The 10,057-nt window shown below is 46.3% G+C and carries 7 protein-coding genes; 1 reads left to right on the plus strand and 6 read right to left on the minus strand.

All coding sequences use genetic code 11. The annotated features are described in order from the left end of the window. The first annotated feature begins 214 nt into the window (after positions 1 to 214). Positions 215 to 5,572: a type I secretion C-terminal target domain-containing protein gene (locus H8K52_RS21305; RefSeq protein WP_246464530.1), complete on the plus strand. Its 5,358-nt coding sequence runs from the start codon at positions 215 to 217 to the stop codon at positions 5,570 to 5,572. A gap of 42 nt (positions 5,573 to 5,614) precedes the next feature. Here H8K52_RS21305 and H8K52_RS13605 read toward each other — a convergent pair whose 3' ends face one another. The 6 genes from H8K52_RS13605 to H8K52_RS13630 form a co-directional block, all read right to left on the minus strand. After that, the gene (locus H8K52_RS13605) at positions 5,615 to 6,436 is read right to left on the minus strand and encodes a substrate-binding periplasmic protein (RefSeq protein ID WP_186923447.1); all 822 of its coding nucleotides are present in this window, start codon (positions 6,434 to 6,436) and stop codon (positions 5,615 to 5,617) included. 43 nt (positions 6,437 to 6,479) lie between these two features. After that, entirely contained in the window at positions 6,480 to 7,856 is a 1,377-nt protein-coding gene (locus tag H8K52_RS13610; RefSeq protein ID WP_186923448.1) for an amino acid permease, read from the minus strand. Between the two features lie 372 nt (positions 7,857 to 8,228). After that, the gene (locus H8K52_RS13615) at positions 8,229 to 8,678 is read right to left on the minus strand and encodes a hypothetical protein (protein WP_186923449.1); all 450 of its coding nucleotides are present in this window, start codon (positions 8,676 to 8,678) and stop codon (positions 8,229 to 8,231) included. A 19-nt stretch (positions 8,679 to 8,697) separates the two neighbouring features. Beyond that, complete coding sequence (locus tag H8K52_RS13620) at positions 8,698 to 9,390, minus strand: DUF2711 family protein (protein ID WP_186923450.1); 693 nt, start codon at positions 9,388 to 9,390, stop codon at positions 8,698 to 8,700. A gap of 35 nt (positions 9,391 to 9,425) precedes the next feature. After that, positions 9,426 to 9,578, minus strand: coding sequence for a hypothetical protein (locus tag H8K52_RS13625; RefSeq protein ID WP_186923451.1), 153 nt, complete (start codon positions 9,576 to 9,578; stop codon positions 9,426 to 9,428). A 275-nt stretch (positions 9,579 to 9,853) separates the two neighbouring features. Next, a partial coding sequence (locus H8K52_RS13630; RefSeq protein ID WP_186923452.1) for a transposase occupies positions 9,854 to 10,057 on the minus strand: 204 nt, incomplete at its 5' end.

Below are 10,057 nucleotides of genomic sequence, written 5' to 3' on the forward strand. Positions count from 1 at the left end.
TGCGACAACCCCCAAATGAATTTCTCTAACGCAGACGATTGCGGCAATCTATTTGCGCTAATACCAGACACGGGTGCAGCGCATTCAACTTTTCTGCGTTTTTACAATGAGACGGGCGAGGTCTCTGAAAACCAGCAAAAAATTGGTAGACGCTGAATGCATTTTATGCAATGATTTCCATCAAGACAATACTCACACCTACTGGATCAATATGATGGATTTTTTAGCAACGTCCGAGCAAGATAAAGAATTGACTATCGTCAGCGTGACGCCAAACGTCCAAATGACAGCGCTGGCTAGCACCAATATCGTGATTAGCTTTAGTGAGCCTATCGTCATCGGCTCAGGCGAAATCACCATTCGGAATTCATCAAACTACCAAATCATATTGCGAGAAAACATCAATAGTCCGTTATTTTCGATTTCGGGAAATGTACTGACACTCAATCCGTCTGCTGATTTTGACTTTAACAAATTCTATCAAATCGAGATTCCCGCTGGTTTTGTCAAAAGCTTAAGTGGTACGCCATTAACTTCGAGGATCTTCCACTCCTATTATTTTCAGACAGATTTTAGCCAAACAGCGATCCAATACGAAGGCAACAGCAGCAATGAAACGATTTATGGAAGCAGCAAAGACGATACGATCAATGGCGGCGGTGGCGCTGATAAGATCATCGGTCTCACTGGTGACGATATTCTGAACGGTGGGGACGAGACTGACCAGTGGTCTGGGGACAACATCGAAGGCGGCAACGGCAATGACACGCTGCATGGAAACAACGGCAATGACTTTTTAGCTGGCGGCATCGGTAACGATAAGTTGTATGGTGATGCAGACAAAGATCGTTTAGGTGGCGATGAAGGAGATGATTATCTCGATGGCGGCGATGGGGATGATCATCTCACAGACAACAATGGAAATAACACACTAATAGGGGGTGCGGGCAATGACACTTTGCAGGCGCATAATTTTGGAGAGTCACGTCGCAATCTGCTAGATGGTGGATCCGGTAATGACATCCTTAATGCTACTGGAAGTGTAGAAATAAAGGGTGGGGATGGTGACGATAAAATACGTCTTCAAAACAATAATGGATCAACTTCTACGAGTAACTTAGACGGTGGCGCCGGAAACGATCAATTTGCCATTTACATTGGAAGCGGCGATTTTGTTACTGCAACCGGTGGCAGCGGAAGAGATACATACGGGCTAACTGTAAGCTATATCATCACCGATACAAATTTCAGCATCAATGATTTTACTGCAGGAACTGACGGTGACCAGATTGATCTTAGTTTTTTCATCAATTCTTATTTTGACAAGACGATCAATCCTTTTGCCGATAATGGTTATTTGCGCTTGCGGCAAGACGGACAGGATACGCTTTTAAAACGCATTGTTGTAGGTCAAGAAAGCACCGTGGCTCGCTTAAAAAATGTTCTTCTCTCTGAATTGGTTGCCGACAATTTTGTCGGTGGCATCGACCCCAAAGGCGGTTTAACAGGACTTACCCTGACAGGCACAGAAAGCGGCGATAGCATTACCGGCAATATCATGAATGACACGCTGCGTGGTTTGGGTGGACCCGACACCTTGGATGGCGGTAGCGGCAACGATACCCTAATTGGCGGTGCCGATAACTCAAGTGATGACAATGATCGGCTCAATGGTGGCTTTGGACATGACCTGTTACAAGGCGGCGCTGGCGACGACGAACTAGATGGAAACGATGATGATGATACCCTACAAGGTGGCGCTGGTAATGATACTTTGCGTGACCACGGTGGCACTAATGTTTTTAGTGGTGGCGCCGGTGATGATACGATTTATGTAGGATCAAATGCTACCGTCTATGGCGATGACGACAACGACAGAATCATTGTTCAATCACCGCCGAATCAAAAAATTCGTATCAGTGGTGGAACTGGCAGCGATCTATTTAAGTTCAATTATCAAAAAATGGTAGACACGGTCATTACTGATTTCTCTCCAAGTGAAGGAGATCAAATTGACTTGAATTCAAGTTTCAATCTGTACGGGTATGACCGAACTGGAAACCCATTCGGAAGCTCAGGGTTCTTACGTGCAGAGCAAGTCAATAATGATGTCATTATTTCTGTTGATCCTGATGGCGCTGAGCGCACAGCAGAAAGCATGACCGTCATACTGCGTTTAGAAAACACAAACCTGGCGATGCTGAGCGGCCTCAATTTTGTAGGTGGGTGGAATCCGGATGGTAGTGAAGAGGGAATTACGATAAATGGTACTACCGCCAACGACAAAATCATTGGGCTGGGTCTGAATGACAAATTATACGGTGGCGATGGCTCCGATAGCATTTATGGAGGCTCTGGCAATGACCTGATCGAAGGAGGCGATGAAACCCAATTCAATACGGGGGACGATCTACACGGCGAAACAGGTAACGACACCATTGTAGGTGGCAAAGGAAATGATTCCGTATTTGGTGATAGCGGCAATGATAGCCTTGATGGTGGTGATGGTATCGACGTCATCGAGGGGGGCGATGGCAACGACACCTTAAACGGTGGGGGTGGCGATGACACGCTCAACGACGCTAGCGGTCAAAACACGCTAAATGGCGGTTTTGGAAACGATATTCTTCGCGGCAATGGTACTGGTAGTTTGCTCGATGGTGGTGAGGGCGATGACACGCTTTATAGCACCGCTGGTAACGACACCCTCATTGGTGGTAGCGGTGACGACAAAATTGATATTAGTTATAAATACGATCAAAGCCAAACAACCACGAGCAAGATTAATGCTGGCGATGGCAACGACGAAATTACTATCCGAACAGCCAGGGAGCCTTTAAGAGTTGAAGCCATAGGTGGTGCCGGCATCGATACCTATAAGCTTGTCGGCGGGGATTTCTCTAATACCCTCGTCATTCTTGATTTCAAAACGGGCAGCGGTGGAGACCTCATTGGATTATTTGAAATCCTGCCATCGGATTTTGGTGATGGAAATCCATTTGGAAGCTCGGGATATTTTCAATTAGTGCAAAAGGGTGAGGACACCGTTATTGAATTTGATCAAGACGGCGCTGCCAAAAGCGCCTATGGTTTTCTGCCCTTAGTAACTTTGAGCAATGTCACCGTCAGCTCATTGACCAAAGCGAACTTCTTGAACGGTATCAATCCTAATGGCTCACAAGATGGTCTTGATCTGATCGGTACCAGCGCGGCCGATACCTTGACTGGTGATTTCCTCAATGACAAATTGCAAGGTGGTGCTGGCAACGATATCCTCAACGGCGGCAGAAGTGGTGACGATACTTTATTGGGGGGAGCGGGTAACGATAACCTGTATGATCGCTCAGGTAACGATAGCCTTGATGGTGGCGATGGTGACGACATCCTGACATCAGTTAGAGGAAACGATACCTTACTGGGCGGAAATGGCGACGACGTTTTCAATATGTATGGCCCATACGCTGATGCCAAAATAAGCACCGTTGTCACTGCAAACGGTGGTGATGGTAAAGATACTTTCAATTTCCTAACAATGTCGTCAAGCGTGAAAATGAATGTGACGGGTGGCAAGGGCGTTGATCTATTTTCGCCCAATAGAGTCACGGAATTGAGCCAATATGTGGTCACTGACTTTATGCCGGGCATTGGTGGAGATCAAATTGATGTTCAACACTTACTGTCTTACACTTTGGGGGGTAACAATCCTTTTGGTGCTGCTGGTGTACTTCGCCTAATTCAACGCGGCGGTGATGCGATCTTGCAGTCCGACACAGATGGCCCATTGGGTGCGAAACAATTTCAAGACGTAATTACCTTGAAAGATGTCACAGTTTCCGATCTCAGCGCCACCAATTTTGTAGGTGGTTACTCGCTTGATGGCAGCAATACTGGCCTCAAGATTCAAGGCAGTGAGACAGGAGAGGAGTTTTCTGGTGGCTATCTCAATGACAATCTCGCTGGGAACGGCGGTAATGATACGATTTCTGGTGGCGAAGGTAATGACACAATTGATGGCGGAGATGGTGATGATCGTTTGATCGATAGCTTCGGTTTCAATACCTTCATTGGTGGTGCTGGCGATGATACGATTATCGCGTCTGGAGACAATAGTAACATCGGTAACGGCGGCGACGGCAATGATACTTTTTTACTCACCCTCAGAAATAGCATCTTTAAAGGCGAAAATGGAAATGATGAATTTGTCATCACAGTAGACGCGTATTACAACAACTACATGGATCCTGGACTACGTCTATTCGGAGGTGCGGGCGACGACTCGTTTTCCTATTTGTCATTTTATCCTATGACAATACCAATTTTCGCAACTGGTGGTAGTGGGCAGGATCAATACACATTGAGTTCATCGACTTGGAACAGTAAGTTTAACGTCCTTGATTTTGACTTGAACAACAATGGTGATCAGATTTCGATCGCTCACTTATTCGACAAAACTGATAGCAATCCATTTGATAGTGGCAAGCTTCTGTTGACACAAAGTAGCAAAAACACCTTGGTTCAATTTGATTCTGATGGCTCTGGCACCGCTTTTAGTCCAATCACATTATTGATATTAGAAAATATCGATGCCAGTAAACTCACCGCAAATCACTTTGCAGAACACGTGAATCCGCTCGGTGGCAATATCGGTCTTACTACCACTGGAAATTTGCAATCCGAGCAAATCTCAGGAGGCTGGTTGAACGACAATTTATCTGGTTTAGCTGGCGATGATCTGCTTCGCGGTTTTGCAAATCAAGATATCTTGGATGGCGGCGAAGGCAATGATACTTTAGAGGGCGGTGCAGGCGACGATCAACTCAAGGGCGGCGATGGCTTTGATCAAGCATCCTACGCGAATAAATTCTCCAATTATGCGATCAGCAAGACCAGTAACGGTTTCGTGATTAACGATAAAACTAAGCTTGAAGGAACTGATACTGTTAATGGTGTTGAATATCTGCATTTTAGCGACGTCAACATCAACCTCACAATGAAAGAAAAGGCCGCCACGATTTCGGCTGCTGAAGTCAAAACACTCATCGAAATCTACGTTGCCTTCTTCAACCGTATCCCAGATGCAGACGGCCTTTCGTATTGGATAGATCAAGTCAAATCCGGGACTAGCATGAGTGCGATTTCAGAATCCTTCTATAACATTGGCGCCTCACCCCAATATGCATCACTGACGGGTTTTACTGCCAACATGAGCAACGCTGATTTTATCCATACGTTCTACAAAAATGTGCTTGGCCGTAGTGAAGGTGCGGACACTGGTGGTTTAGACTATTGGATGGGAAAATTAGCTGCCGGCCAGTCAACCCGTGGTTCCCTGGCGCAGGATATTCTCAACTCCGCTCACACCTTCAAGGGCAATGCGACCTACGGCTACGTCGCGGACTTGCTAGACAATAAGTATTTGGTTGGCAAAACGCTGGCCATCGACTGGGGTATTACCTATAACGTGGATGCCTACGGCCGAGGGGTCGCGATTGCCAAAGCCGTGACGCCAACGGACATGACAGCAGCTCTACAACTGGTCGGCATTTCAGCAAGTGAGATGAGTTTTATCTAAGTCATACTCAACAAAAGACTAGCGCCAGACCAGGCGCTAGTCTTAATCCAAGGTCGCCATCAATCGCGTCAACTCACCCGTTTTAATTCCACGCTTGATCGCCGCATCGATCTTCTGCATTTCATTTTCAAATCGCATTTTGGCGCTAGCAAAATGTATTGAGTCATAAAACAATGGGATATCTGAAACGTAAAACGTCTTACCCAGCAATTCTGGATCGCGTAATTCTGGGATATACGTCTTGTGCAGATAGGCTAAGAACAGATCAGGGCGATCAAATTGCGCCAATCCCCACAACAACACATCCGAACGTTTGGCGATGAGTTTTCTAAACCTGGCAGAGGCTTGCGCCGAATCTTCGTCGATTTTGAACACCTTATTTTTGGCTAATTCGAATTCCATGCCATGGCTGACCCCGCGCTCGACACTGACGACTTTGCCTTGCAAATCTTTAATAGAACGCAAACGCATACGCGGCTCACCGTAAGCAATTGCCCAGATTCTTGAGCTTAAAACAGCCTCTGAATAGCGATACGACAACAGGCGTTCTGGCGATTTGGAAAAGCCCCAAATAATTCCTTTACCGTCTAAAGTCATTAATTTTGCGCGATTCCAAGGTACGGAAACAGGTTGCAAATGCAAACCCGTTTCACGTTCTAAAAATTGAAGAAACTTCAATAGACCTTTTGAGATTGGCTGCAAATTGCCTTTGGTATCTAAGGTTTCTTGAAGATACACGGTGACCGTGGTGGTCGAAGTTTGACCAGCATCGACGGCTGCGACGGCCGCGATTGCCGCTGTCGTTACAGAACATAACAGCAATATCGCAAAAGAAATTTGTTGTAGTAAACGTCGCATAGTCATCAATCTAATCCGTGATTCCATCAATTCTGATCTTATACCAAGGTCATCGTCGATGTCTGACAAAATAGAAGATGCATAACACAATCAAAAACGGAATCCCCGTTGCCAAGGTCATCGCAAACTCCTGCGTGAACGCCGTGGTTATCATCAACGCCAACATCAAACCTGCGCCTATCAAGGTCAACCAAGGGAAACCCCACATCCGAAATGCTAGTCTATCCCTACCCGCACGATCCCAAGAACGGCGGAAGAAATAATGCGTGACAAAGATCATGAACCAAGTAAACATCCCCCCAAACATCGAGATCGCCATCATCAACATAAACGCATTGCTCGGATAAATCACACTCAATAAGGTAGCGATAGCAATGCCAGCGCAAGACAAAATAAGCGCTCGCATCGGTGAGCCTTGGCGATTTAACTTGCCTAATCCGGCCGGTGCAAAACCGCCTCGCGCCAGGCTAAACAACATGCGAGTCGCCGCATAGAGCTGACTATTCATCGCCGACAGAGCAGCAACCAGAATCACAAAATTAATGACCCCGGCCGCGCCCGGTATTTGCAAGGCCTCCATCGTCGAAACGAATGGACTTTTATCTTGACCCGCCCGCGTCCACGGCACAATCGCTAGCACCAAAGCCAAAGTCAGCATATAAAAAATTACCAAGCGCAGTAGGGCAGAACGAAAGGCACCAGTAATTGCCTGCTCGGGATTTTCGGCTTCGCCAGCCGCTACCGCGATTAATTCTATACTCAAATAACTAAACAAAGCCACGATCACCGCCAGCCACATTCCCCATCCGCCTTTGGGAAAAAAACCACCATGACTGACATAATGATGAAAGCCAATATCACGTGCCGCCGGAGCGCTAATCAAGAGATACGAACCGAGCAAAATGAAGGCCATAATCGCGATCACTTTGACACTAGAAAACCAATACTCAATGGTGCCAAACACCTTCACACTCATGGCATTGGCAACCACCAGACAGGCCGAAAAACCACCTATCCACAACCACCCCGGCGAATCGGGAAACCAAAACTGCATGTATAAGGCAATTGCCGTCACCTCAGTGCCGATCACCAGCACATTCGCAGCCCAATACGCATAGCGAATCAAAAAACCTGCGAGCGGATGCACATAGTGTTCCGCCAAGGCACCAAACGAGCCGCTGCCAGGATGTGCCACCGTCATCTCTGCCAAGCTGGCGATCAGCAGTAAAGCAATCACCGCACCGATGGCATAACTAATCAACACACTAGGCCCCGCAAAACTAATCGCAAACCCGCTGCCCAAAAACAAACCCGTGCCAATCGCGCCACCCAAGGCGATCATGGTCATCTGACGACGACTCAAATGTCGCTGCAAACCCGTTTCGCGTTTGGTAATCTCAGCAAAGCTAGTATTCTCTTGTTTCATTCTGTCTCCGGTGGTTTGCAGTCTTAGTATCTCGTTTCAACGCTAGTGATTCGGGCCAGCCTAGCGCCCCAGCTGATTAGGCAAAGGGGGAATATTACGCGTGAAAATAGCGCCGTAATAGAAAATTGTGTGGAGGTCGATTGCAGTGCGAGGCTTTTAAACGTCAAACAGACCAATGCTGTGTCCCGTATGCGGACATACAACTGCAGGCATGATAGGTAGCTTGCGGAATTTGAGCGAATGCTCAGCTAGATGAGAAAGGATCGATGGTGATTCAGGTAATGCGTTTCTATCGACGAAAAATGTTAGGGCTGTTAACTGGTACTTAGAGCTCAATTGCCTGCTTATTTAGAATCAACCAAGCTGCATGAATCATTTCGATTCGCCTAACAAAATCCGCACATCTTCTGGTAGTTTCCACTCTTGAACTTCGATGCTCAGTCGTTTTGATGGCCTAATTTCTCCGCTAATCTCGTATCCAACGATCAGAAATTCTTGTCCAATGCGTGCCTCAAAATCAAACACACCTTCGCAGCTACTTCCTTTTGCTGAGCCTTGTACACCGATGGCGATAATCTGATCGCGTTTTTCGCCACGCCACCACCGACTCACCTTGAAGTGAATTATTTGACTCGCGACGCCTTCAGTTGAAGTTGGGATCGGTTCAACTGCCACCACTTTTCCAAGAAACACAATTTGCTCAGGTGTTCGCTCTGCAAGAAAAGCTTTTAAAACATAAGCCTCAGCCCGCAGCTTACAGGCCATCGCAACTTGGCTCGTTAGGGACAAGGATAATAGGAGGCATAGGAAAAAGCTTTGCATTATTTTTAGTCCTACTTGATTATCTTTCATAAAGTCCCCAATAGACCTCTGTATTCTCGGTGCAGTAGAATCCCTCAAAATTATCAACGTCTAGGATTTTTTCGATCAGATCTTTCGACGAGCATAAGAAAGAACAATGGCTGTCCCAGTGGGTTGTGATTAATAGTCTATGGTCGGGCGTAAAAATGCAACCGTGAGAGGGGACTTCATCACTACTCATTAAGTCATCAATCCAATGAAGTTTTCTCTCGGTCCCAAGATCATCCCCCACCCACAACCACTCATAACCCAAGAGCTTGATTGTATTGAAAATGCGATTTTCCAAAAGAGGTGGAAGTTGACCTTCTGTCGGATGAATGATGTTTGTTGTTTCGCTTAACTCAATCAGGCTTGACGCGAAGAGTTCATTTGCCTTTTCGCCGTTTAGACCATGAATGCTAGTCCTTAGACCGACGTCGATTTGTTCCAAACAAGTGAGTTCGGTCATCTCAAGAATCCTTTGCCAAACGACTGGCTCACAGTGTTCGAGAATTTCCAATTTCGTTGGCCAATGTTCGGGGCAAAATCGATCAATACTGATATCCATTGGTCTAACAAAGGGATGAAGTAGAACAAACACGTCATCAAATTGTCCTTTATAGAAATCAAGTATCTTCCCATCGCTTGGACACGACGCAAATTTTTCTGCTTGTGGCAAAACTCTTGTGGTCATTAATTTGACTCCGCGATAAATGGTAAAACTCGCTATCAAAAATATCGATAGCTTAGAAGGGCGGGTGCAACCCGCCCTTCTTGCTGGAGAAGAAGGTCGGCGATAGCGCCGAGTGCTTGAGCAGCAATCACGGTGTACCAGAGAGGATGAATTAGCCTCAGATCATCATACGTGTACTTAATACGCATAGGTCGCCAACTTATTTGGAAATAGAAGAGCCGAAGTTAACACAACCATAAAAATCAAACAAGACAGTTCCAGACACTGTTAGTGCAAAGTAGTAATGTCCGCGCTTTGCAAAGCACACGCAAGGTATTGCATTCAACAACGATTGGCTGCGTGGGTTGGCCCCTTCCTTAACTTTCCTTAGGCCGATTACCAAACAAAAGAAAACACAACATAATATTGCATACCCGCCTCGACGGAGCCTGTAAGAATTTCTGTGTAAATGCCACGGAACAAGTTAGTGATCGTGTTTTTGAATACGATCACCGAACTCAATCATAAAACGATTTAAGGCCATACGCCAATTGTGAATCAGCATCGTCCATTTCTTTGCGGCCTGAGAGATGGCGAGATACACCACTTTCATAGCTGAGTCATCACTTGGAAATAGTTTTCTTCGCTTAGTCGCCGAACGGATGACACTGTTGAGAGACTCGATCGC

Source organism: Affinundibacterium seohonense, assembly GCF_014284305.1.
GTDB lineage: Bacteria > Pseudomonadota > Gammaproteobacteria > Burkholderiales > Burkholderiaceae_D > Undibacterium > Undibacterium seohonense.

Excerpts from the sequence above, each read along its gene's own strand:
- H8K52_RS21305 (WP_246464530.1), top strand. The coding sequence starts at position 215 with ATGGATTTTTTAGCAACGTCCGAGCAAGATAAAGAATTGACTATCGTC.
- H8K52_RS13605 (WP_186923447.1), bottom strand. The coding sequence starts at position 6,436 with ATGACTATGCGACGTTTACTACAACAAATTTCTTTTGCGATATTGCTG.
- H8K52_RS13610 (WP_186923448.1), bottom strand. The coding sequence starts at position 7,856 with ATGAAACAAGAGAATACTAGCTTTGCTGAGATTACCAAACGCGAAACG.
- H8K52_RS13615 (WP_186923449.1), bottom strand. The coding sequence starts at position 8,678 with ATGCAAAGCTTTTTCCTATGCCTCCTATTATCCTTGTCCCTAACGAGC.
- H8K52_RS13620 (WP_186923450.1), bottom strand. The coding sequence starts at position 9,390 with ATGACCACAAGAGTTTTGCCACAAGCAGAAAAATTTGCGTCGTGTCCA.
- H8K52_RS13625 (WP_186923451.1), bottom strand. The coding sequence starts at position 9,578 with ATGCGTATTAAGTACACGTATGATGATCTGAGGCTAATTCATCCTCTC.